The sequence below is a fragment of the Lentzea sp. NPDC006480 genome, from assembly GCF_040611995.1.
Taxonomy (GTDB): domain Bacteria; phylum Actinomycetota; class Actinomycetes; order Mycobacteriales; family Pseudonocardiaceae; genus Lentzea.
The window spans coordinates 1-22,205 of record NZ_JBEXPJ010000112.1 but is presented as its reverse complement, the minus strand read 5'-3'; the positions used below and the strand labels follow the sequence as shown (position 1 = coordinate 22,205).

The 22,205-nt window shown below is 64.6% G+C and carries 18 protein-coding genes; 9 read left to right on the top strand and 9 right to left on the bottom strand.

Translation table 11 applies throughout. The features are described 5' to 3' along the window. Positions 1–76 precede the first annotated feature (76 nt). A complete protein-coding gene (locus tag ABZX92_RS32465; protein ID WP_355567813.1) occupies positions 77–424 on the top strand; it encodes a hypothetical protein in 348 nt (115 codons plus the stop codon). A 214-nt stretch (positions 425–638) separates the two neighbouring features. After that, the gene (locus tag ABZX92_RS32460) at positions 639–830 is read left to right on the top strand and encodes a hypothetical protein (protein WP_355567810.1); all 192 of its coding nucleotides are present in this window, start codon (positions 639–641) and stop codon (positions 828–830) included. A gap of 120 nt (positions 831–950) precedes the next feature. On the opposite strand, the gene ABZX92_RS32455 is transcribed toward ABZX92_RS32460, so the two are convergent. The 4 genes from ABZX92_RS32455 to ABZX92_RS32440 form a co-directional block, all read right to left on the bottom strand. Beyond that, complete coding sequence (locus tag ABZX92_RS32455; protein ID WP_355567807.1) at positions 951–2,174, bottom strand: hypothetical protein; 1,224 nt, start codon at positions 2,172–2,174, stop codon at positions 951–953. A 20-nt stretch (positions 2,175–2,194) separates the two neighbouring features. Beyond that, positions 2,195–2,635 carry a hypothetical protein gene (locus tag ABZX92_RS32450; RefSeq protein WP_355567805.1) on the bottom strand — a complete coding sequence of 147 codons (441 nt, stop codon included), beginning with the start codon at positions 2,633–2,635 and terminating at the stop codon, positions 2,195–2,197. Between the two features lie 178 nt (positions 2,636–2,813). Continuing rightward, the gene (locus ABZX92_RS32445; RefSeq protein ID WP_355567802.1) at positions 2,814–3,977 is read right to left on the bottom strand and encodes a hypothetical protein; all 1,164 of its coding nucleotides are present in this window, start codon (positions 3,975–3,977) and stop codon (positions 2,814–2,816) included. An 81-nt stretch (positions 3,978–4,058) separates the two neighbouring features. Then, positions 4,059–4,742 carry a Crp/Fnr family transcriptional regulator gene (locus ABZX92_RS32440; RefSeq protein WP_355567799.1) on the bottom strand — a complete coding sequence of 228 codons (684 nt, stop codon included), beginning with the start codon at positions 4,740–4,742 and terminating at the stop codon, positions 4,059–4,061. A 463-nt stretch (positions 4,743–5,205) separates the two neighbouring features. Here ABZX92_RS32440 and ABZX92_RS32435 point away from each other — a divergent pair, with 463 nt between their 5' ends. The 4 genes from ABZX92_RS32435 to ABZX92_RS32420 all read left to right on the top strand — a co-directional run bounded on the left by ABZX92_RS32435 (position 5,206) and on the right by ABZX92_RS32420 (position 8,370). Further along, positions 5,206–6,423 carry an IS110 family transposase gene (locus ABZX92_RS32435; RefSeq protein WP_355567796.1) on the top strand — a complete coding sequence of 406 codons (1,218 nt, stop codon included), beginning with the start codon at positions 5,206–5,208 and terminating at the stop codon, positions 6,421–6,423. A 326-nt stretch (positions 6,424–6,749) separates the two neighbouring features. Further along, the gene (locus tag ABZX92_RS32430; RefSeq protein ID WP_355567793.1) at positions 6,750–7,388 is read left to right on the top strand and encodes a hypothetical protein; all 639 of its coding nucleotides are present in this window, start codon (positions 6,750–6,752) and stop codon (positions 7,386–7,388) included. A gap of 32 nt (positions 7,389–7,420) precedes the next feature. Next, entirely contained in the window at positions 7,421–7,741 is a 321-nt protein-coding gene (locus ABZX92_RS32425; protein ID WP_355567790.1) for a hypothetical protein, read from the top strand. Beyond that, positions 7,738–8,370, top strand: a complete 633-nt coding sequence (locus ABZX92_RS32420) for a hypothetical protein (RefSeq protein ID WP_355567787.1) — start codon at positions 7,738–7,740, stop codon at positions 8,368–8,370. Before ABZX92_RS32425 ends, ABZX92_RS32420 begins: the two co-directional genes overlap by 4 nt. On the opposite strand, the gene ABZX92_RS32415 is transcribed toward ABZX92_RS32420, so the two are convergent. Both ABZX92_RS32415 and ABZX92_RS32410 read right to left on the bottom strand, forming a co-directional pair. Continuing rightward, positions 8,357–9,529, bottom strand: a complete 1,173-nt coding sequence (locus ABZX92_RS32415; RefSeq protein ID WP_355567784.1) for a hypothetical protein — start codon at positions 9,527–9,529, stop codon at positions 8,357–8,359. The genes ABZX92_RS32420 and ABZX92_RS32415 overlap by 14 nt on opposite strands. A gap of 34 nt (positions 9,530–9,563) precedes the next feature. Next, complete coding sequence (locus ABZX92_RS32410) at positions 9,564–10,724, bottom strand: XRE family transcriptional regulator (RefSeq protein WP_355567781.1); 1,161 nt, start codon at positions 10,722–10,724, stop codon at positions 9,564–9,566. Positions 10,725–10,931: 207 nt separating this feature from the next. Here ABZX92_RS32410 and ABZX92_RS32405 point away from each other — a divergent pair, with 207 nt between their 5' ends. After that, positions 10,932–11,528, top strand: coding sequence for a helix-turn-helix transcriptional regulator (locus ABZX92_RS32405; RefSeq protein ID WP_355567778.1), 597 nt, complete (start codon positions 10,932–10,934; stop codon positions 11,526–11,528). On the opposite strand, the gene ABZX92_RS32400 is transcribed toward ABZX92_RS32405, so the two are convergent. Then, positions 11,525–11,863 carry a hypothetical protein gene (locus ABZX92_RS32400; protein ID WP_355567775.1) on the bottom strand — a complete coding sequence of 113 codons (339 nt, stop codon included), beginning with the start codon at positions 11,861–11,863 and terminating at the stop codon, positions 11,525–11,527. The two genes, ABZX92_RS32405 and ABZX92_RS32400, sit on opposite strands and share 4 nt — an antisense overlap. Positions 11,864–12,507: 644 nt before the next feature. Next, positions 12,508–13,482: a toll/interleukin-1 receptor domain-containing protein gene (locus tag ABZX92_RS32395; RefSeq protein ID WP_355567773.1), complete on the bottom strand. Its 975-nt coding sequence runs from the start codon at positions 13,480–13,482 to the stop codon at positions 12,508–12,510. A gap of 1,562 nt (positions 13,483–15,044) precedes the next feature. Here ABZX92_RS32395 and ABZX92_RS32390 point away from each other — a divergent pair. Together ABZX92_RS32390 and ABZX92_RS32385 are read left to right on the top strand one after the other, a co-directional pair. Continuing rightward, the gene (locus tag ABZX92_RS32390) at positions 15,045–18,161 is read left to right on the top strand and encodes a S8 family peptidase (RefSeq protein ID WP_355567770.1); all 3,117 of its coding nucleotides are present in this window, start codon (positions 15,045–15,047) and stop codon (positions 18,159–18,161) included. Positions 18,162–18,797: 636 nt separating this feature from the next. After that, a complete protein-coding gene (locus ABZX92_RS32385; protein ID WP_355567766.1) occupies positions 18,798–19,013 on the top strand; it encodes a hypothetical protein in 216 nt (71 codons plus the stop codon). A 919-nt stretch (positions 19,014–19,932) separates the two neighbouring features. Here ABZX92_RS32385 and ABZX92_RS32380 read toward each other — a convergent pair. After that, a complete protein-coding gene (locus tag ABZX92_RS32380) occupies positions 19,933–20,829 on the bottom strand; it encodes a hypothetical protein (protein WP_355567763.1) in 897 nt (298 codons plus the stop codon). Positions 20,830–22,205 lie beyond the last annotated feature (1,376 nt).

Here is a 22,205-nt window from a genome sequence, read left to right as displayed (position 1 = left end):
GCACCGGCGGCGCCGACTTGCTGTTGGGGACCCGCACGGCGAGGCCTGTTTCGATGAGATCTCGCATCGGGCGCTGATGGACCGTCTGCGGGCGAGAATCACGGACAAGCGGGTGTGCGCTGTGGTGAAAGCGTTCCTGAAGTCCGGTGTGCTGACCGAACTCGGGCTTCGGAAGGAGACACCGACCGAGGCACCGCAGGGCGGGATCCTGTCCCCGTTGCTGGCCTCCATCTCCCTGTCCACGTTGGACGATCATTTCGAGCGGCGGTGGCGGGAGATGGGCAGCAGATACCAGCGGGCCAAACGCAAGATGGCCGATCCACGGCGTGTGGACGTTGCAGCACAGTCAAGGCTGAACTACAGCATGGGCGTCAGCTTCGGCAGCAAGCCAGCAGTGCGCCGACGGCGAAGATCAGCTGGCTGAGCGCTTTCTCTGTCATCTGGTCGCGGCCCTCTCTCCTTGCTGCTGGCCTCTCGCTGATGTTCGTCGAGTTGCTCGTTGGAGCTGGACCGCTCGAACAGATCGCGCCCAACGGCTGGTGAGCATATGCCGTGGGCTTGCCTCCTGGGATGCTGTTGATCGGCTGGGCCGAGAGCGGGCCACACGGTCCTGCAAGCGCTCGCTCGAATCGAGATACGTGCAACGCCTTCTGTCGAGCAGCGGCAGGCTGATGGCCAACGCGATCCAGCTGCCGTGCGGGCAGATGATGATGTCTCGCGTGCGCGGCGGGCTGACGCGCGGCATTGGCGCGAGCATCGGCGGCCTATATCGGCAGATGCCCGTCGTCGGGAACTGGAGATCGGAGCTGATCGGGCTCGTGAGCTGGTAGAGGTCGTTCGGAGCGAGGTTGCAGCCAAGGTGTGCACAGCTGTGTAGACGGCCCAGCCGCTGAACGGGAAACGCGGGCCGCCGGAGAATTCCCGGCGGCCGTTCATCGTGCTGCTCGACGTCAGCAGCCGCGCAACCCCGCTCCACCCCGATCCGTCGGGTCGATCCACACCTCCGAGATGTAGCCGAACCGGCCATCCGGCCAGGCGATTCCGTACCACCGCGCCGACTCGAAGAGATGCGGGTTCGCGTTGTCGCCGGCATCGGAGTCGTTGCCGTTGGTCGTGCGCAAGCCGGTCGTCTGGCACACGGCGGTGATCCGCGCTCCTGTAGCGACATCGGTGCTGGGCAACGCGCATCCGTCCCGCTTGCAGAAGTTCTTCGTTACGGTGGAGAGGTAAGCCGCCTTGTCCTCGCGGATCTCGGTCGGGCCGTTGGTCACCTTGTTGTAGACGGTGATCACACGATTCGCCGGCGGCTGCGGCACCGGCGGTTGTGGGGTGGGCGGTTGCGGGACCGCGGTTTCGGTGCCGGGCGGGCGAGGTGAAGATCCGGTCGTGGTGGTGACGGTGGGCGGAGCGGGTGTGGTCTGAGTGGGCTTGGGCTGGGTGACTGGTGTCTGCTTGACGATCGATATGCCGTTCGGCGTGAAGATGTTCCGCTCGGTTCTGACGTCCTTGACCGACCACTCGTGACCGTTCGCACTGGTTTCACCGGCACATGGGATTCGCCATTCGAAGGTGCCGTCACCGCGTACCGTCCCGGTCTGGTCGGAGAAGTACGGACTGACGTAGACCTCCCAGGTGCCTCCCGGCGTGAAGTTCGCGGTTCGCGCGGTCAGCTCGCCTTTGCCGTCTGGTGTGCAGCCGTCGACGACCGTGAACACCAGCGGCTTCACCTTCGGCAGCGGGTGCGCGGCAAGGATCGCGTTGTCGCACTGGGGAGTTGCGGTCTGCGGCCACACGAAGTCCGAGTAGATCCAGCCGGACCAGCCGGGGTTGAAGCTTCCCTTGCCGGTGGTCACGTAGAACCACTTCGCGGAGGGGTAGCCGGACGGTGCGATCGTCGACCGCCAGCACCGCATGGTGACCTCGCTGCCGTTCGGCACCCGGTCGAGGACTCCGCACCCGCCGGTGGTGTCGCCGGGCGGGGTCTCGTGGTCGCAGCTGCGCAGGGCGGCCAGATCCGTCCCCTGGCTGGTCTGCACGAGCGGCTGCATCGTGCCTTGTGCGAGCGGCACGGGTTCGCCAGGGGGAGGAGGAATGGTGCCGTCCCTGACCGTCCAGAGCGTGGCGAGCGCGGCGGTCAGCACGACGCCCGCGCTGACAACCGTCCGGAGTCGCATCGAGTGAGTCCCTCTCGTCGTCATGTGCAATCAGGAATGGTCATGTCCGTGTGGTGAGTGCCGTTCGGATCACCGAGTTCGTCGCCATTGGTGAAGGTGTTCGCCGCCGCCCAGTGCTGGCCGTTCCAGGGAGAACCGGCCAGCAGGTACCAGTAGCCGTCTGGGTTTGCGGACTTCACCGTCGGGTCGTACGCCTTGCAGGCGACCTCCACGAGTTCGCCGAAGTCGACGGGCCGCGGCCCTGGCGTGAGCGCTTTGGTGTCAGCGAACGTGGGTGAGCCCGTTCTGTTGCCGCCTTGCGCCACGTGCGTTCGCCGGACCGGCGAAGTGGTGGTGGTGACCGGTGGGGGAGGAGGTGCCTTCGTGGTCGTCCGAGTGGGACCTGGGCCGGTGCCGACCCCGCCGGTGGACGGAGGGTCGACGGTCGCGACGGTCACCGTCGTCGTGGCAGGAGCATCCACTGAGGACGTACTGCCGGTTGTGCTCGACGACGGAGGAGTCGACGTGGATGTACTGGTGGACGACGAGGTCGGTGAGCTGGGCAGTGTCGCTTCCTCGCCGCCGCCGGCCAGGAATATCACTGGCACGGCGACGATCACGATGCAGGCTCCGGCGGCGGTGAGAGGGCGGCGCACGGGATCACCCGCAGGCGGGAACGGCCGGGTCGACGTCGGTCTGCCCGGAAGAACCGAGTTCGTCGCCGTTGGCGAAGGTGTTGGCAGGTGCGTAAGTCCCCTGCCACGGCGCGGTTTCCACACGGTAGAACGCGTTCACCGACTTCATGCCGGACAGGTTCGGCGCGACGCAGGAGACGCGCACCTTGGTGCCGAACGGGATCTTGCCGGCGGTGCTGGACTTGCCCATCGCGTCCGCGAACGTCGGGGTGCCGTTCCGGTTGGCGGCGATCTCCTCCCAGGTGGTGCCGGGCACGGAGGAGGTGGTCGCCGTGGGAGTTGTTGGGGCGACGGAGACCGTCGCGGGCGCACTGGAGGACGTCGACGGCCCAGGCCCAGGGCCGGGGGTGATCGGTGGCTTCGCGATCGCGGCAATGATCATGGCCGTCCCGGTGATCACCCCTGCGAGCACGGTCGCGACCGCGGTGATCACAGCACCTTTGACCACCGTGCTCCACGACGTCCAGGACCAGGTCCGCTTCTCCCGCGGGAGGCCGGGGACCACGCTCTTCTTCGACGTCGAGGAGCCCGTCGTCCGGCCGGGCACCACGATCCACGCGACCTCGCGGAATCCCTTCTCCGGTATGTCGACCTCGACCCGCTGGTACTCGCTCGCGTCCAGGTTCGACACCAGGCCCGACTTGACGACGTTGCGGTACACACTGTCATCGATGATCACCGCGAGCGGACTGCCCGGAGCGGCTTCGATCGCCTCGCGCACCTCCTTAGAGTCGACCAGGCGGCCGGCCATGTTCGGAGCATCGCCGATCAAACCGAGCGTTCCGATCTCGGATGGCCCGAACACCACGGACATCCGGACACGCAACTGTTCTTCCGGCACGAGCGACTGGTTTGTGCTCATCAGCTCGTCGTAGAGCGCTGGGACGTAGTGCGCCAGGACGTGGAACGCCTCGGTGTCGCGAGGCCAGCGCACGAGCTCGCCATCGCCCTTCTGCTGCGTCCACCCTGCGTCCTTGGGCAACCGGGCGTGTGCCGCCGCACGGTCCTGCACTGCTTTGAACGTCTGCTGGGCCATCCTCTGCCCACCGAACTTGCGGTGGCTGTACTTGACGAGGTCGGAGTCCGTGTGAACCCTGCTGACCCGGCCTTCTTCACCCTTCGTCGCCACTGGTCTCCCCTAGCGTCGCCCTGATGGCCCAATTCTTTTCGCCCATGGCAGGGCTCGCCGTGTTCGTCGTCTCCGGACGACTTAGTAGACAGGCGCCGCCGCCAGTGCTCGAAGACGTTTCTCATCGGTCACCACGAGACGTCGCCCCGTCTCCAGGACGTGTTGTTCCCGCCAGGACCGGAAGATCCGGTAGACGGCCGGCCTGCCCACCGTCGCAAGCGCGCCGAGTTCGGCGTAGGTCAGACTCACGCCGATCATGGAGATCCCGGGCCGGAGCTCGCGCCCGAACTGCTCCAGCAGGTCCAGGACGACGTGCGCGAGCCGGGTCACCGGCGGCAGGCCGAGATCCACCCGCCGCCGGGTGGCGGCCCGCATCTTGCCGGTCACCGCCGCCGTCACGACGGCCGCCGCAACGCGGTCGGCCGCGAGCAGTTCGCGGAACATCGCAACGGGGATCTCGCAAGTGAGGACCTTGTCCCGGCCGCACGCTACAACGGAGGCCGAGTGGACGTCGTCGTCGAGCGCGGCGAACTCCCCGACCAGATCGCCAGCGCTCCGAATGGCCAGCAACCGCTCCGTGTCCTGGCCCCAGCGAGCGACCACTTTGACGCAGCCGGCCAGCAACAGGTGCACGCCGACGCCCGGTTCCGCCTCGTTCACGAGCGCCTGCCGCGGCCGGAACTGGCGGTCCAGCCCAGCGGCCCGCCAGGAAGCCAGCGTCGCCTCGGACAACGACCCCAACACGCTTTCACGCGGCCAGGTCATCCTGTTTCCAGTCCTCTCGACCGTCTCATGCACAGGGCATCGGCGACAAAGTGCCAGTCATGACAACGCAAAGCGATGAACCACCCGTTCGGAGGCTGTTCATTCACGTGGAATATCGTTGGCAGCCCTTCATGAACGCGGTCGACCCGCATACGGCGGAGGCGCAGCTCGCTGACAGCACGCTCAGCTTCCCAGTGAAGTGGCGGCCCGCTTCCCGGTCGAGTGACGTTTTGTCGACCGTTGCCTTGAGGCGGCAGCATGGAGGCGACGGTTACCGGCGGGTGAGCACTTGGTCAAAAGCGGTTGTGAGGCCTTCCCGAGACGCGTGCGCTTGCCGGTGACTGGGGATGAGTGACCGCTGAGGGATGTCGTGCCTGCCCTGGCGCTTGGGTGTGAGCACAGGACCAGTACCTGCCGGCGCTCTCCCGCTGATCGCTTTCATCACGGCGCGGAGGTATGTGAGGTGTTGTTCGTCGGTGATGACTGGGCTGAAGGTCATCACGAAATCGAGATCATGAACGCCGAAGGCACGAAACTGTGCGCGACGCGATTGCCTGAAGGCGTCGAAGGCGTCCATCAACTGCACGCCCTGATCGCCGACCACACCGACGGCGAGCCGGGCCAGGTGCTGGTCGCGATCGAGACTGATCGCGGGCCATGGGTGACGGCGCTGGTGGCTGCAGGTTATCGAGTGTTCGCGGTCAACCCACGCCAAGCTGCTCGGTTCCGGGAGCGGTTCGGGCTGTCCGGAGCTAAGAGTGATGCCGCGGACGCGCACGCGTTGGCTGACATGGTGCGCACGGATTCGCATCAGCTGCGCGAGGTGGCGGGCGACAGTGAACTGTCCGAGGCGATCAAGCTCCTCGCACGTATGCACCAGACGTTGATCTGGGACCGGCAACGACAGGTCGCTCGGTTGAGGGCGCTGCTGCGGGACTTCTTCCCTGCGGCGCTGGCAGCTTTCGGTGAGGACCTAGCCGCAGCTGAAGTGCTGGAACTGCTCAAGCGGGCACCAGATCCAGACGCTGCGGCCAAGCTCTCCCAAGCGGCGATCCATGCAGTGCTGCAGCGTGTAGGAAGGAAGCGGCTCGTCGACCAGCGCGCCGAGCGAATCCATGCGGGGCTTAGTTCGGAGCAGCTGCGCCTGCCCGCCGTCTTGCAGCGCGCCTACGCCACCACGGTCCGTTCTCTGGTGGGAGTGATCGCGGCGCTCGTAGAGCAGATCAGCACAATCGAGGCCGAGTTGGTGAAGCGTCTTGGTCAGCACCCGGATGCGGCGATCTACCTCTCACAGCCTGGCATGGGCGAGATTGTGAGCAGCAGAGTTCTTGGTGAGTTCGGTGACGACCGCGCCCGGTATGGCGGTGCGAAGGCCCGGAGGAACTACGCCGGCACGAGCCCGGTCACGATCGCGTCGGGCTGCAGGTCCACCGTCAGCGCCCGCCACGTGCGCAACACACGGCTGATCGATGCGCTGATGCGTCAGGCCATGTGCGCCCTGCGCAGTTCACCAGGCGCACGGGCGTACTACGACCGCCAACGTGCTCGAGGCGTGCCGCACAACTCCGCTTTGAGACACGTCGCCAACCGGCTCGTCGGCATCCTCCACGGCTGCCTCGCCACCCGCACGACCTACGGCGAAGCCACCGCGTGGGCCCACCACGTCGATCAGGCCGCCTAACTTCCAGGGATGTCTCGGGCTCACAAACCATGATCCACAACGATGAAACGGAGAACGAGCATGAGTATGCAGAATGCAAAAAAGCAGGTAGAGACGAATCTCTACCTGCTTCTTCGGAGTACGCCGCCAGGGACTCGAACCCCGGACCCGCTGATTAAGAGTCCTCAGGTGGGCCACGACGGTGGTGTCGGGTGATGTCGGTGAGTGTTGTTTCTGCACTTCAGGGCCAGGATTCGTCAGGCGCCTCTGCCGCTTCGTGCCGTCCCGTGTCGTCGCAGGTCGGGGATCTCGGGCCCGGCTCGGGCTCTTCGGGCACCGCTTCTGGGGTGCTGCAGGACGTCGAGCGTGTGGTCACGGTGATCATGGCGACGGTGGTCGGGCTGACGTTCCTGTTTGGCTTCGGCAACGTCCTGAACCTCGCCCTCCGGCTCGGTGTCCCGATTTGGGTGGCGCCGCTCATCGCGCCCGCCGTCGACCTTTCTGTCCTTGGTCTACTTCTCGCGACCAGGCACCTGGCCGTGCGCGGTGCGACCGTCGAGGTCTTGCGGCCGCTGCGCCGGTTCACGCTCTTCGTGAGCGCGGTGACGTTGGCGCTCAACATCGCGGACCCGTTGCTGTCCGGCGATTACGGCAAGGCCGCGTTCGACGCGGTCGGTCCGGTGCTGCTGATCGGGTGGGCAGAGGTGGGGCCGGGCATGCTTCAAGCCATCGCTCAGGTGGGGCAGCAGTCTCGTGATGAGGTTGTGGCCCTCGATAGCAAGCAGGGCGTGGCCGACGTCGGGGAGCACCTCGATGACCTTGAGCTCGCTCGGCTGGCTGACGCGAGGCATTGGGCGCTGCATCGGCGGCCGATTGCTGCGGACACCCTGCGCACGCAACTAAAGATCAGCATGGAGCGTGCGCGTGAACTTGTTGTCTCGCTCCGTGCGGAGCTGGCCGAACTGGTGGTTGCGCGTGTGCATTGAATCGCGATTCGCGAATCACTACTCTTCGTCTCATGTCGCTCGCCGAGTGCCCACCTGGTCGAAGGGCGTCGATGTTGCTGTTCGGCAACCGGCACAAGCTGGAGTTGCTGACGGCTTTGGCGCATGCCTCAGACGGGCGTGTGAACCTGTCGGAGCTGGCTGCGGAGCAGCAGGTGGCGCCGAGTGTGTACTACCCGCCGATCAGGGATTTGCTCCAAGCGGGTCTTGTGGAGATGCTTCCACGGACGTTGCCTGATCGACGGCGTTGGTATCGCAGGGTCGAGGGCAAGGTGTGGAAGTCGATGCGGTCATTCACCGCAGAGTTGGCGACGATCGAGGTGAAGGTGTCATGACGACCGCTCTGGCGGCCGCGGTTCGTGCTGCGACGGGCACGGACGGCGCTTCTGCAGCGGCTCTCGATCTGTGGGGAACCAACGTCGCGGTGGTTCGGATGTTCGGGTCGATGGCAGGTGTGGCGTACCTCGAGGATTCTGACGAAACGCGGCGGCGATCATGCGACGGGTGTCGTGGCGCGATGCCGTCCTTGGCCCTGCTGGACTTGCTGATGAACCTGCCGGTAGGACAAGCAGTCGCATGCAACGAGCTGACGGCCGGTCAGCGGAAAATGCTGCGTGCTGCGCCCTCCGGGGCCGTTGAGTTTGACCACGAGCGGGTGATCCGGCGTGCTGTGGCACCGGTCTCCGCGCGGCTGGCCTTAGTGGCCGCGAAGGACTGGAAGGTTGGCCTCGAACGCGCTGGACGGTTCGCGCCGTTTTGTGCGAGGGCTGTGTTGCTGTCGTCGATGCCGGCCGACCAGGACGACTTGCTGATGAGAGCGTCGTTCTACGGCACGGGTGTATGCGTCTTCACCAAAGGAAAGTTGACCATGCTCGTCGAGCCGCAGCCCTATGTGCGCAGGCGGCACACCCCGGCGCAGTGGCGGTTCGCGGAAGAGCTTTACGCCCAGGTCACGGCGCCGTAGCTGGAGCAGGCATAGGGGACCAGGCAGGCAGTTCCGCCCATGCTTTGAGCGGGCGAGGTGCCTTGAACGCGCCGGGCTGCTCGATCTGGGCGTTGATGACGTCGCAGTGGTCGATGGCTGAGGCGCACTTGCGTTGCCACCACTCGGCGCGCTCGAACAGCACACGCTGGCTGAGCAGGTCCGCGATCCAGGAGTTCCAGATGTGCACTCCGTGGGCGTGAGCGGCGAACGTATCGGACTTGGCCAGGAAGGTGTCGAGCCCCCTGCCGTTGCACGCTGAACAGGCGCACGTGATCGGCTGCTGGGCGTTCGCGAAGCGGTCTGCGAGCAGGCTGCCCTTGTGGAAGGTCATGAGGTCGGACAACAGCACGCTGGGGGAGAAGTCTTTCTTCTTGCTCGCGCGGGGGAACTGGCCGAACGGGACGACGTGCCGCAAGCTGCCACCGGTGCCGATCGACGTGGCGAATGCTCCGTGGCTCATGACGTCGAAGGCCGTGAGGTCGGTGCGGAACACGGCGACGTGCCCACCTTCGGCGACGAGCCGCCGCAGGTTCGCGACCGCGGCCCGGTACTTATCCATGGGGTCGAACTGCCCGCCGAGCAGGATCACCTTCGGTACGGGGATCCGCGAGAGGACCGCGAGCAACTGAGGGAAGCTGTCGTTGGTCAGCCAGGCGATGTCGATCGGCACGCTGAACAGTACGTCGTCCCGGCCGAGGTTCGTGACGATGTCGCCCGCGGCTTTCAATGGGTCGGCGTCGCCGGCGAGGAAGTACCCGGTCGGCGTCATGGCCACGGTCGCCCCGGCGTCGATCTGGGCTTGTAGGGCGTCGTCGAGCGAGACCCCGAACAAGCCGTGGTCCTTGGGGAGAACGAAGGGCTCGTCGGTGGTCGCCGCGGCGGCTGAGTAGCCCTCGGGGTCGTGCACCAGTACGCCCTTGTACTGGTTGCGGCGCAGCTCCCGGATGCCCCTCAGGCTCTTGGCGCCGCGCAGCGCAAGGCCGCTCACGTCAGCGGGCAACAGGCTCAGGAGCGGGTATCCGGCGTCGAAGCTGGCGTGCACGAGCATTCGGTCGGTCAACGCGGCAACCGCGCCGGGTGGAGTCAGGGGCTTCGGTGACATGCCGAGGGCCAGCAGGGCGTTGGCTCGGTCGGGCACCGGGGAACCCGGTCGCTGGAGCGGCACAGGGATATCACTGTTCATGACGTGACCTCGGCAGAAGGTGTCGAATGGGGCGGTTCGGGTGCTCCAGCGGGTTGAGATCGAGGTAGAGCCGGCTGAACTCTTCAGTGCGAAGCAGCGTCGCCTGAGCCAAGGACTCGATGTCGCGGCCCTGACTCAACTGTTTGTCGACGGCCGCGCGAACTGCGAAGGGTTTTTCTGCGTCGAGCTTGACGGGTTCGGTGGTGCGGTAGCCGAGGCTCGACATCTCGACCGCGAGCGTGCGGTACTGCCAGTCGCTGATCGCGCTGAGCGTGTGCGCGCGACGCAGGAGAGCCCACATCGACACGCGCCACTGCTCTTTGAGGTCGAGGAGGCGGCTCAGGTCGATCGTTCCGGCAAGAGCATCGCGAATGTCGTTGGCGGGCATCAGGAACTCCGCGGCGAACCGGTTGGCTTGCTTCTCCTGGTCCGGATGTGGCACGGGGTGCATCACCATGTGCCCGAGTTCGTGTGCGAGCGTGAACCTCTGGCGGTTACCCGGTGTGCCTTCGTTCAGCAGGATGATCGGGTCCTCGCCGGGCGGGCAGCTGCTCACTGCGTCCACGGGAACCGACTCGTTGCCCGAGTCGAGAACCGCAGGAGCGATCAGAGAACGGGAGAACACCCAGCCGCCGGCAGCCTCTAAGGTCGTGACCACCGAGCTGAGGGGACCGCGCGGAAGTGCCCACTCGTTCCGCACTGCCCTGGCGGCGTCCTCGGGCGAGGTGTAGTCGTCGACCGTGATGTGCGGGATCTTGAGGTCGGCCACTCGTGGTGCATCGCCGAGCAAACCTCGTAGTTGCACGCGGGTGAGGTTGAGAACGGCATGGATGCGGCGGAGTTCGGGAGCGCCCAGGGCTTGCTTCTTGCGATGATGCACCAGCCCCGGACCGGCGCCGACTTCGCCTTCGTCGAGGGTCAACAGGTCCGCTGGGTAACCGAGTGCGTGGGCGAACAGATCGAGTCGCTCGCCGCTGACGATAAGTTTTCCCGACTCGGCGCGGCTGACGTAGGCCTGGCTGATCTTCGAATCGTCTCGTCCGTCAAGTGCCTTCATCTCTTTCGCGACGTCGCCCTGCCGCCACCCACGCGACTCGCGCGCGAGCACGAGCATGCGGGGCTGAGCACTCGCGATCGAGCTGACGGGCATCAAACCTCCAGAGGATCCTCAAAATAGTACTACGGATTATACCGGATTGCATGCATCGGTTGCGTGCACGCGTGCCGCGCCGGCGGGGGATGATGGCGGTTGAATCTATAGTGGTTTCATAGGCGACTCCGCATCAGAATAGACTAGAATTCGGCATGGGTGAACACTCTGTTTTGGAGTGGTGGCGACGAGTGACTGGGGCCTCTGATGTCTGACATCGAGCAGCACGTTGCGACCAACGTGCGCGAGTTCCGCGAACGCGCTGACATGAGCCAGGAGGAACTGGCCAGGCGTATGAGTGAGCGTGGCTTCGGGTTCAGCCAGGCCACCATCTGGAAGATCGAGAACGGGCAACGGACGGTGAAGATCAGCGAAGCCGTCGTCCTGAGCGAGATCTTCAACCTGCTGTGGATGGACCTGACCAGAGCTCCGCAGGTGAGTCGGCGTCAAGCTGCCGTGGCGCAGGCGCACCGCAACGCATATCAAGCTTTCGGAGCGCTGAAGGAAGCGGCCGCCGAATTCCTCGAAACGCAGCTCAGCCTGTCACTTGCCGTCCGTGAAGCCCAGGATGATGGCCTTACGGTTGCCGAACCTCTGAAGAGCTGGCTTGAGATCCCCGCAGAGCGTGCGGTCCTGGAAGCACGTGTTGAGCAGGAGCAGGGCGACAAGGCGATCAACGAGGTGCACGAGCAGGTCGACATGCTCTTGGCGGCCCTGAGTGAGCACGGCTACAAGACCCCCAGGCCAGAGGACTGGATCTCTTCGGCGGAGTTCTCGGAGGAGTCGGCTGGGCCCGCCGGTTAGACGATCTCAGCGGACGCAGCCAGGCTCGACGCTGTCGAGCCCAGGGTGCCGCTTGGACGACCTGGCCGGGTGGCGAGGCCCAGTTCGTTGAGCTGGAACTGCAGTTCGCACAGAGCCACCGCGTCGCCGTGCGTCGCACCGACCCCGTTGACGTCCAGCACCACCTCGTTGACTTCGGCGGCTTCGTTGACTTGAGTTGGTGTGCGGCCGCCATGCCGGTGGGCGCGGTCGCCTCGGCGGCGGCCCGAATCCTTAGTCCCAGGGATGTCCTCGGGCCCCTCGGGCGCACTTTCCGGCGTGCTCCAGGACGTCGAGCGGGCGGTCACGGTGATCATGGCGACGGTCGTCGGGCTCACCTTCCTCTTCAGTTTCGGCAACGTCCTCAACCGCGCCCTGCGCCTCAGCGTCCCGGTGTGGGTAGCCCCGCTCATAGCGCCTGCGGTCGACCTTCGGTCCTTGGTCTCCTCCTCGCGACGAGGTACCTGGCCTTGCGTGGTGCGTCGGCTGAGGTGTTGCAACCGCTGCGAAGGTTCACGCTCTTCGTGAGAGCGGTGACGTTGGCGCTGAACGTGGCGGATCCGCTGTTGACGGGTGAGTACGGCAAGGCGGCGTTCGACGCTGTGGGGCCGGTGTTGCTGATCGGCTGGGCCGAGGTCGGGGCCCGGCATGCTCCAGGCGACTTCACAGGCTGGCAAGGTACCGCAGGCCACATATGCGAACTTGGATCTTGAAGGCCTGGGACGCAGCGGACCCACAACTGATGCACCCGACGAACATGCGGAGCTTGAACGCGCGCGAGGGGCGGATACCGGCACTGGGCGGCGCACCAGCGACCCATTTCCGCAGACACACTTCGGTCCGATCTGAAGATCAGTATGGATCGCGCCCGAGACCTTGTTGTTGCGCTCCGGGTTGAGCTTGCGCAGGTGGTCGTGGCACGCGCTGGGAGATTGGGCTCGGAGCTTGCCGAGACCGTCCCTTAGGGAAGGAGCCGACGCAAGGTCGGGCTGATTTGCTGGATTCTCACCCCACCGCCGATGGACCGGCTCGCCTTCACATGCCCGTGCGCCTCGAGGAGATGGAGGCACTGGTCAACCACGAACCGGTTGGCATGCGCCTGTGCGGCGAGTTCAGTTAGCGTGTCAGTACCCGACGGCGGGTTGTTGACCAGCGCGGCCATGACTCGTGTGTGGATCTCATCGATGTCAGATACGACGTAGGAGATGCCAGCGCTGTATCCGTCCAGGGTCAGCTCGACATGTCGAACGCTGTTCGTTGCACTCGTCGAGGGGAGCACGTAGTACTGCTCATGAAGAGCGTGAAGCGACTCCTCGATCATGGAACTTCCCAGGCCTGCTTGCACTGCTCTCGACTTGATGTTGTGCAACATGATGACCTTCGTCTGGCCAACCTCCATCGCCTCCCTGATGACCTCGAGCAACAAGAATGAGTCCACTGGCGTCAGACCAGGGACAGGTGCGGAACTCGTGACATACCTTGGCTTTGCTGCCACCGCTGGTCTCGAACTGTTGCCGTGCAGGACATCTGCGATGCGCGCCGCTGCATGACCGACACCCTCAGGCGTGCGCTCGGCGTTGATCCAGACGAGATGATGAAGTGGCGCAGGCATCTCGACCTCGTCGAGGCGGATGGGTATCAACCGCCTTCCGTGTTCGATCCGGTCGACGGTGGCCTTGTCCAGTTCCTCGCGCACCCACCGCTTGGTGATGGACGTTGCTGAGATGATCACCACGACGGCCTGGCTGCGAGAGAGGCCTTCGTCGAAGATCTTCTGAACTAAGCTGTCACCCGGCTTGATCTCCCACTTGTCCAGCCATGGGTCGACGCCAAGCTGTGCGAGGGCACGACCGAGTGGCTCGGCGAAGGAGTCTTTGTCCTCGCTGGCATGTGACAAGAACGCGATCGGCGCGTCTTCCGACTGTTCAGCGGCCATCCCAAGAGCATGACGGAACGTCGGGCAGGGCGTACGCGACACACCAGGAGGCGGCGCGACCCAGGTCGTTACTCGTCAACGCGCGCAGCTCTCCAGTCGCTGTTCCGGTTCACAGGTCGGCGCGACGAACGAAAGAGTCGCGCTGGCCGTGTTCTGGGGCGCTGCGCTATCCCTCCTGTACGCGTGATCGGCAGGACCGCCGAAACCGCGGTGGCGAGTTCGCCCAGCTTGTCGATGTGCCGGTGTAGGTGGCGTCGCTCATCGCTTCAGCCGTGGCGGCCCATGCAGCATGCAACGTGGCGGCAATCGAGAAGTCGCAGTGAGTATGCAGAGGAACGTCTCCTGGTGGAGCAGGTGACAAAGCGGTTTCTGGCGTTGCGGGGGATGGCGCTCCTGTGATCACTGACCCACTGCACGTCACCCATGACTCCCACACCCGACGACACCGTGGTCTATATGCGCTTGGCGAACGCGCTGCCGCCGAACTCAATCAACGCTGATACGCACCCACGTGACAAGCACGAGGCAAGCCGAGTTTGCTTCGCATCCCGCGAAGAACCGACGTGAAAGCATCATTTTGTGCAACCGGGCTAGCGTGCTTACCTGGATCGATGTCATATGGTCGAACTAGAGCAAGGTGCGGGCGCCGACGGTTACCATCCGAACACGTGGGCTAGCGACCTGGAAACCAGGCTTTGAAATGGCCCTGTCACTCCACAAGCGAGGTGCGAAATCCGTAACCAGGAAGATTTGGCTGAGAAAAGTCCTAGCACTCTCGGTGTCGAGATTGAGGACCACGAGCTAGGTGGCATCGCCGGAGGATCCGAGCCGCCTGCTCGCCCAACCGACTAGTGGCACCCTAAGGTCATTGTGGAAACATGCTGGATAGGTGTGCTGTAGTAAACTGGTAATGGGACCGGTTCGTGGAGCAGAACGCGTAGGTCGAGTGCCTCACAACAGCTGGCGGTAGTCGAGAACGTCGTCGGCTTCACTGGTGAATTCAGTCCCATACTGCTGGCAGTGCTAAGAAGATAAACCTGCTGCCAGTCTCGCAATACCAGATAAAACTTCTCAAGTCCGTTAAGTTCAGGCAACTCACTCAGAGGCACTCGTAGCGCCGTCGCTTCACTACCTCGGAGCACACCCGTATCTGAGCTTCGCGCCGTCGATCCATGCAGCCGCTCTCGACGCTCGGGCATAAGGGAGTTCAGTGAGCCGGCACCGCTCGAAGGGCTGGTCCAAGAGGAACTGGTCGAGACCGTTGCGGCTGGTCAGCACCATCGTGCCGATCCGGAGACAGCCCCAGAACGGTGCATAGTGCGCATCGCTGCCCGCAAGACTACAGGCGCGGGCTGCTGAACCGGTGAGATGACGATCCCGCAGATGACGGATCGACGGCTGATCCAGCGCTTGGCGGCCGGGCGGGAACGCTAAGGGCGCTTGCGGGCCAGAGTGGTTGTCCGTGGCGGCCAGCTCGGTTCTAGCTCCGCCACTTCACCGCTGGAGGAACGATGGCAGCAGGGCAGCGAGGTGCCCTTCGGAAGATCGCCACGCTTGTGTCGATGGCAGGGCTCATCGCCACGGCGACATCGATCGCCCAGGCCGAGGAGCCCCGGACGCAGCGGGGTGAACGAGGTCAGAGCGTGACGCTGATCACCGGCGATCGGGTACGGGTCGCCGGCGGGCAGGTCGTCGGGTATGTGCCGGGGCCTGGCCGGTCGAAGGTGCCGGTGCACCGGTTCGAGGAGAACGGCCATCAGTTCGCCGTTCCTTCCGACGCGGAACCGCTGGTGCTGAGCGGAAAGCTCGACCGGCGTCTGTTCGACGTCACGTCACTGCTGGAGTTCGGCTACGACGACTCGATGCGGGACACGGTGCCGGTGATCGTGCGCTCGGCGGCGGGCGCGCGATCGAGCGGTGTGCCGGCTTTGTCCGGGGAGCAGCAGGTTTCGGCACTCGGTGCGGTCAGCGGAGACGTGCGGAAGTCCGGCAGCGCTTGGGAGGCGTTGCGCGGCGGCGCGATCGACAAGGTGTGGCTGGACGGCGTGCGCAAGCCGTCCCTCGACCGCAGCACCACGCAGATCGGTGCGCCGCAGGCATGGCAGGCCGGGCTCACCGGCAAGGGTGTGAAGGTCGCGGTGCTCGACACCGGTGTCGACGAGAAGCACCCGGACCTGGCCGGCCGTCAGGTCGCCGAACAGAACTTCACCCCTGACCCCGATGCCACCGACGACGCCGGTCACGGCACGCACGTCGCGGCGACGATAGCGAGCAATGGCCAGAAGTACCGTGGGGTCGCGCCGGACGCGCAGATCCTCGACGGCAAAGTGTGCGTCGTCCAAGGTTGCGCCGAGTCGTGGATCCTGGCCGGGATGCAGTGGGCGGTGGATCAGGGTGCCGCACTGGTAAACATGAGCCTCGGCGGCATGGACACGCCGCAGGTCGACCCGGTCGAGGAGGCGCTCGACCGGCTTTCCCGTGAGAGCGGTGCGTTGTTCGTCGTAGCGGCGGGCAATGAGGGACCAGACGCGGGTACGGTCGGTTCTCCCGGCAGCGCCGAGGAGGCGCTGACTGTCGGTTCGGTGGACAGGAACGACATGATCGCCGACCGGTCCAGCCGCGGCCCCACGGCGGACGGCGGTGTGAAGCCGGACGTCACTGCGCCCGGTGTGGGCATCGTCGCTGCGAAGGCTGGAACGGACGATCACGTCGCGATGTCCGGCACGTCGATGGCTACACCGCACGTCGCCGGGGTCGCGGCACTGCTCAAGCAGCAGCACCCGGAGTGGTCGGGTCAGCGGATCAAAGCGCAGGTGATGGCCTCGGCGAGGGCGAATCCATCGCTCAAGGTGTTCGACCAGGGAACAGGCCGGGTCGATGTGCCACGAGCGCTGGCGCAACCGGTGACCGTCGAACCCGGCAACGTCAACTTCGGCCTGCGGCAGTGGCCGCACGACGACGACGAGAAGATCGTGCGCGAGCTCACCTACCGCAACTCCGGTTCCGAACCCGTGACGCTCGGCTTGCACGCGGACATCAGCGGACCCGGCGGCAAGGCACCCGCGGGCATGTTCACCTTGTCCCACAACGAGATCACCGTCCCCGCAGGTGGCGAGGTCAAGGTCGTGCTCACGGCGGACACCACGGTGAACGCGCCGGACGGTGCCTACGGCGGCGAGGTGGTGACCTCCACCGGAGTGCGCACGCTGGTCGGTGTCACCCGCGAGATCGAGAGCTACGACGTCCCATTCACCGTTCTCGGTGCCGACGGTCTGCCGACTAACAACTACAAGACCGTCTTCATCAACGCCGACACCGGCCGCCGGTACGAGGCGATGGGGGCGCTCGGTGTGCGGCAGCTGCGCCTGCCCAAGGGCGACTACCTGGTCCGGTCGATGATCGACATGGGTGAGGAGCGTTTCGCCTACGTCGTGCAGCCGCGCTTCTACCCGGCGAACGGGGCCGCGCTCACGTTCGACGCCAGGGCCGCGAAACCCGTGGTGCTCAAGACTCCTGATCCGAACGCCATAGCCAAGACCGCCACGATCACGTTCGCCCGCAAGGTAAAGGGCGAGCTGCGCACCGACTCCTGGGGGTTCGACACCCTGGCCGGCTACGTGTGGACCGCGCAGCTCGGACCAGGCACACCGGACTTCTCGACGTCGTTCTCCGAGCAGTTCGCCGGCACCCCACGCGACGCCAAGACCACGGTGAACTACCGTCTTATGTGGACCGAACGGGAACGCGTGCCAACCGGGTACGAGCGCACTGCCGCGCCGACCGAGCTCGCCGAGATGACGATCGGCTTCCGCACAGAAGGCTCCGGCAGCTTTTACACCGTCGGAGCGGAACCGAGGCCGGAGCACGGCGTGGGCCTCGACGACCAGCCCATGCCGGTGCCCGACGGCGGCCGTGCCGTCGAGCTGGTGACGGCCGCCGGCGTTCAGTGGTCCTGGAACTACGAACGCAGCAACGAGACAGGTCTCCAGTACGCGACCCGCACGCCGTTCCGTCCCGTGCGCGCGGGCGAGAAGTACACGCTGACGCTGGGCGCCCCGGTGTTGGGACCGTCCGTCTCACCGGGCCTCCGCCGCACGCTCGACCGGCACGGCGACAACATGATGATCGGGTCGCCCCTTTTCGCCGACAGCAACGGCGGCCACGGCACCAGCGCGACGACAACCGCGCGGATCACGCTGTCCAGGGACGGCACGATGATTGGTGAGGCGACCGGGCGCACGTGGAGGTACTTCACCGTCCCACCAGGAGAAGGCGCTTACCGCGCCGAGATGGAGCAGACTCGCGAGAGCGAGTTGTCGCCGAAGGTCACCGCAGCATGGACCTTCAAGTCCGCGCACACCGCCAAGCTGACCACGTTGCCGCAGACCGTGGTTCGCTTCGTGCCCGAACTCGACGGCAACGGCACCGCGCACGGCCGTGTGCTCGTCGTGCCGCTGAAGGTCGAGCAGCAGACCGGCACGCCGAAGGTGCGCGAGATCGTGGTCGAGGCGTCCTTCGACGACGGCAAGACGTGGCAGCGGGCCCCGGTGGGCGGTGGACACGCGGTGGTGCGGCACGCGAAGGACGCGAAGTTCGTCTCACTGCGGGCCAAGACCACTGACGCGGCAGGTAACACGGGTGAGGTGACGATCATCCGCGCCTACCGGGTCGCGGCCTGATCACTCGACGAATAGCGCCAGGCCCGCCGACCAGCATCGGATTCGAGCTCCGCGCGGTCCCGTGCCGCAGCACCCCAGAGCCCTCGATCTCGATCCTGCTCGGCGGGGCTGACCATTCCCGGAGTTCATGCTTCGACTCCCACATCCGCGACCGATTCCGTAGCAGCGGCACTTCGACCGCCCGTGCGACCCCGTGGAAGTCGCACGGACTACAACCCGGCTCGTCCCGCTAGCCACGACCGCGGGAATCGTCCCAGCGCTCGAGTTTGGGAAAGCCTTGGCCGATCGAGCCTCCGCGTCCAGTGGTGCGCCAGTGAGCGGTCTCGCGGGCTCGTCCGGACCGTCGCACGTACGACGCACACTGGACCTGAGGCGGACCGAGACACCCGGCCTCGGCGAAATGCCTGTCGTGCAACGAAAACACCGGTATCAACGCGCTACGCGGTGGTGCTGCTCGACTCCGACGGCAGGCTCACCGACCAGAGGCTGTTCTCACAGCTGGGGGGATACCGGGAACACGAGTCGGTATCAGCGTGAGCGACTGCCACGAAATCGTCGTACGCCGTGACGACCAGGGCTATTGGACGCTGATCATGAGTTCAGGATACTTAGATGGAAAAATGCAGGCACGGGTTGATGGAGGAAGCGACGGGTGAGGAAAAGCTCGCCGCCGATCCTTCGATGGGTGATTCTGGCGTTGGCGTGGGTGACGAGGCCCAGCCCAACTCCGGTTGCCCGTCCTTCGCGAAGACAGCACCTGCTATGTCGGCGAACGGCTGCTGTTTGCTTAGCTTTGCTGGCGTGAACCGATGTGATGAAGAGGCTGGCTGTGAATGGTTGTCGCTGTCCTGACTGTTGGCCAAGAGATGGCTCGGCTTCCATATCGCCACTGCCCTTGAACAGACCTAGCCCGGCCGCTCGGAGATCACCCGGCTGCCCAGCAGCCGCTTACGCTGGTGAATCGCCCGCGCTCAGGACAATGGTCTGTATGGTTCGCCGGCGTCTTGCCGCACCACAGTGAGGTGCCGGGTTCGGGCTTCTGGCGCTTGCTCGCCAGGGGCGGTGCGTTGCCGGGCGCTCGGTTCGGGATCACGTCTACCGCCTGCTGCTCGCGGACGAGCCCAACGACCTCAAAGTCGTCAACAAGCCGCTTGACCAGTTATGCATGGACGCGGACGCACACGATCAGTCGATAGCGGCGCTGGACCGCTGGGCGGAAATCGTGGCCTGGCAATGGCGGCTCCTCGGGGCCGAAGCCGCCGAGGCCCGGTACTACCTGGGGTTGGGCCCAACAAGTACGTCCACGCGTTGCGCGGCGGAATCTCTCCGGATCTTGCCGCCGAACTGCTATCCGCGTCCGACCAGCGACGGCGATGGTCCTGGCCGAAGAGGCGATGGCCCGGTTCCGGCGCAGCCTCGAACTCAACCCGGACGGGCCAGAGCTGAGGGACGATCTTCCCGACGGCGGCCATCGATAGCTTTCCCGCCATCTTGAGGGTCGGATACCGGCGAAGTATGTCCACATCAGATCATCACCACGACTGGCCTCAGCGCTACATGTCACGGAGGTGCTGGCCGTCTTGATCGTGGTGTCGAGCGCCGCTCGACGAGTGTTGTGTGGAGGCCGTACACGACGCGACACCGGGTTTTGCGGCCACCCACGCGGCCGCCGTGATGTTGACATAGCGTGGATGAAGGGGGCGTCGTGCCGCCGGTTACGGTTCGCCCTGCAGCGCTGGCGCGTCTGCAGGGCGAACATTCTGGAACCGTATTAGCGCGCTGATCCCATGATCATCATGTAGTCGATGCCGCCGGCCGTGGTAGGTCGGAGAAGCTCATCGATGCTGCGGTAGTTCTGGCCGTTGATGGCGAACGGGGAACGCCCGACTCCCGGGTTTTCCCTGTTGTCCGCGGCTCGGTGAACCCAGCGGGAGATTGAACGCCACTGCTCCTCCACGACCAGGGATCGATCCGGGAGCGGCCTATCTGCCGTGGTTTGTGCAAGCCCAGACCAGACGTCGCCCGCAACCTGGTCGCTGGTCGCGGCTCCGACGGTCAGTTGCCAGATGACAATGAAAGCCTCCTGCCACAGCCGCTGGGCGGTCGAGCTCATGTTCGGGGTGAAGTGCCAGAAGTTCGTAAACCCCCGAGTCATGGCGCCACGAGTAAGAAGAGTGTGTTGGAAGACGGAGCTTGACAGGTTCAGGAAGTCGCCACTGAACGGGAGCTCTTGCACCGCGACCGGGTGTCCCATGTCCTGTGACATGAGGTCTCGGAGCGTCCGATGCGTGTTGCTGAAACCCCACAGCGTGGCGGGCTGATTTGATCCGTTCGGCGTCCAGAAGCCCAGCATCTGAAGGGATTCTGAATCGAAGTAGACCGCCCCATCAACCCGTCCGTGGAAAGTAAATGCGACCTCGACCATACGAGTGTAGGTTCCGGGACGGTCCTCGGTTTCACCCGCGTTGTATGGTCCATAGTGGTGACCGACGGCACTTCTGACCCGGTCGAGCATGTTGCGCCAAGCAGGACGTGCCTGGAGGTAAAAGCCTCCGCCGATAAGGTCGGCGATATCCCACTCGATGCGAGTTCGGATACGTGTGGTGTCGGCCTGTGCCACGGGTGTGGTGACCGCTATGCTAGTCATAATCGCCAGCAGCGATACCACGACGCATTTCCATCTCGATACGTGAGATGTCTTTGATTGCAACGTCAAGCCTCCTTGGCGAGAATTCCACCGGTACTGTTTGGATGGTGTGGTGAAGTGGTGCGTCGATCACGTGATGCGGGCAGCAGTGCGTGGGCGTTGTCGCCGGTCTGTCTCGAAAACTGCCCTATCGTGCCCTGTTGCGCCTTCAATTCTGACTTCGGTGCTGACGTCGGATTGTTGCTTTGAGTGCTTTCAGGCCTCTGTATAACTCAGACATTATTTGCGAGGTGGCCTAAGGTTGCCTTCGTCGCCACCTGCAATGTCCATCTCTTCTTCCCGAAGGGCGCTAGGCTCTACGTCCTCTGTCATACCGTCTTCCATGCTGGTTGCGGGCTTTTCTTATGTCATTTTTCCTCCTGACATGTGTGTCAGACACTCGCTGTAGGAGTACGAATCGCGGCGCCCCGGAGGGGTGGCCTGTTGTAAGACAATTCCATACGTGGGGCGGTTTTGGTGTCAACCACGTCCGTCGGCTTTCGTGAAATCATGCAATTCTGCCGAGGACCTGTCATGAGCTCATGATGCTTAGGTGTAAAAATGCAGACACGGCTTGATGGAAGAAGAGGCGGGTGAGGAAAAGCTCGCCGCCGGTCCTTGTTGGTGATTTTGCGTTGGAGTAGGTCGCGAGCTCCAGCTCGGCGCCGGTTATCCGTCCTTCGCGAGACAGCCTTTGCTATATCGGCGAACGGCTGCCATTTGCTTGACTTTGCTGGCGTCGGCGAAGCGGGATTCCATGCCCATCGGTGACCTGGCACGATTGACTGGTTTTCGCACCCGTTTTGGGCCGCCTCGAGGGCACACACGTGCGAGCTGTCGATTTCCGCTCGCGAGCAGTCCAGTGTGCGCCGCGTTGAACTCTCGGCGGGCAGGTTCTCGTACAGCCGCTGTCAGAGTCCGGCCTGGCGTCAGTTCCGCAATTGCCACCACGCGGTCATGTCGCAACCGAAGCCGAGTTCCTGGGACGGGAAATTCCCACTGGATCCCCGTATATAGAGCGCGAACAGGATGGGGCATAACGCCTTGCGGTCAGTCAATCGCAGCATCCCGGACGATCCGCGTGACAAGGGAGATCACTGGGTGCAGTAGCTCGGATCTGTACCCACGATTCATCGGACACGATCCAAGGAAACTGATCGCCCTTCCTTACGCTAAGGTTGACGCACCGATTACAACCTTATTACAAGATCATTCTGTTGGGAGTTCTTAGGCAATGTACTTGGTCGGCTGCATAGCAGATCGCCACTCCCACCTGTCCGGCTTCCGGGTGGTGTCAGAGCTGAAGTGCACCGACTCCCCGATCACCGGCCTGGGCCTGCGGACGTTGAGCGAGGTGA